This window comes from Streptomyces sp. FH025 (genome assembly GCF_017427025.1).
Classification (GTDB): domain Bacteria; phylum Actinomycetota; class Actinomycetes; order Streptomycetales; family Streptomycetaceae; genus Kitasatospora.
This window is the reverse complement of the sequence record NZ_JAFLNG010001065.1, coordinates 1-1,735: the sequence shown is the minus strand read 5'-3', so window position 1 is coordinate 1,735 and position 1,735 is coordinate 1. Positions and strand designations below refer to the sequence as shown.

Annotated in this window: 2 protein-coding genes; both read left to right on the top strand. The window is 73.3% G+C overall.

Annotation, left to right across the window (positions count from 1 at the left end; genetic code table 11):
• Positions 1-297, top strand: a 297-nt coding sequence (gene hisI, locus J0670_RS37330; protein WP_207817217.1) for a phosphoribosyl-AMP cyclohydrolase, incomplete at its 5' end; no start/stop codon positions are given.
• Between the two features lie 40 nt (positions 298-337).
• Positions 338-1,735, top strand: a 1,398-nt coding sequence (locus tag J0670_RS37325; RefSeq protein ID WP_207817216.1) for an anthranilate synthase component I, incomplete at its 3' end; no start/stop codon positions are given.

Genomic DNA, 1,735 nt, shown 5'->3' with positions numbered 1-1,735 from the left:
GACGGCCTCCTCCCGGCCATCGCGCAGCAGCACGACACCGGCGAGGTGCTGATGCTGGGCTGGATGGACGACGAGGCGCTGCACCGCACGCTCACCACCGGCCGCTGCACCTACTGGAGCCGCAGCCGCCGCGAGTACTGGGTCAAGGGCGACACCTCGGGCCACGCGCAGGCGGTCAAGTCGGTGGCGCTCGACTGCGACGGCGACACCCTGCTGGTCAAGGTCGACCAGACCGGCGCGGCCTGCCACACCGGCGACCGCACCTGCTTCGACGCCGACGTGCTCCCGCTTTCCTGACCCCAGCCAACCCGAAGAACTCCAGAAGGTGCCGCCCCGCATGGACCTCGAAGCCTTCCGCAAGCTCGCCGTCGACACCCGGGTGATCCCGGTCACCCGCAGGCTCCTCGCGGACGGCCTCACCCCGATCGGCCTCTACCGTAGCCTCGCCGAGGAGCGGCCCGGCACCTTCCTGCTGGAGTCCGCCGAGCAGGGCCGCTGGTCGCGCTACTCCTTCGTCGGCGTGCGCAGCGCCGCCGTGCTGACCGCCGACGAGCATGGCGAGGCCCGCTGGCTCGGCACCCCGCCGGTCGGCATCCCCACCACCGGCGACCCGTTGCAGGTGCTGCGCGCCGCCCTGGAGGCGCTGCACACCCCGCGCCACGCCGACGACGGCCTGCCCCCGCTGACCGGCGGCCTGGTCGGCTACCTCGGCTACGACGTCGTCCGCCGGCTGGAGAAGCTGCCCGACCTCAACCCGGACGACCTCAAGCTGCCCGAGCTGACCATGCTGCTGGCCACCGACCTCGCGGTGCTCGACCACAACGACGGCACGGTGCTGCTGATCGCCAACGCCGTCAACCACAACGACCTGGCCAGCGGCGTGGACGAGGCCTGGGCGGACGCGGTGGCCCGCCTGGACGCGATGGAGGCCGACCTGCTCAAGCCGGTCGACCCGGGCCTGGCCACCTTCACCCCGGCCGGCCCGGGCGAGGTGCACTCGCCGTTCGGCGGGGAGCCGTATCGGGCGGCCGTGGAGGACATCAAGGAGCGGATCCGGGCCGGGGAGGCCTTCCAGGTCGTCCCCTCGCAGCGCTTCGAGGCGCCCTGCCCGGCCTCCGCGCTGGACGTCTACCGGGTGCTGCGCACCACCAACCCCAGCCCGTACATGTACCTGTTCCGCTTCCCCGGGCCGGACGGTGGCGCCGAGGGCGGGTTCGACGTGGTCGGCTCCAGCCCTGAGGCGCTGGTCAAGGTCGCCGACGGCGAGGCGATGCTGCACCCGATCGCCGGCACCCGGCACCGGGGCGCCACCCCGCACGAGGACGCGGTGCTGGCCGCCGAACTGCTCGCCGACCCCAAGGAGCGGGCCGAGCACCTGATGCTGGTGGACCTCGGCCGCAACGACCTCGGGCGGGTCTGCGAGCCGGGCAGCGTCGAGGTGGTCGACTTCATGCAGATCGAGCGCTACAGCCACGTGATGCACATCGTCTCCACCGTCACCGGCAAGGTCGCCCCCGGGCGGAGCGCCTTCGACGTGCTGACCGCCTGCTTCCCGGCCGGCACCCTCTCCGGCGCGCCCAAGCCCCGGGCGATGCGGATCATCGAGGAGCTGGAGCCCACCCGGCGCGGCCTGTACGGCGGCTGCGTCGGCTACCTGGACTTCGCCGGGGACTCGGACACCGCGATCGCGATCCGCACCGCGGTGCTGCGCGACGGCACCGCGTTCGTGCAGGCG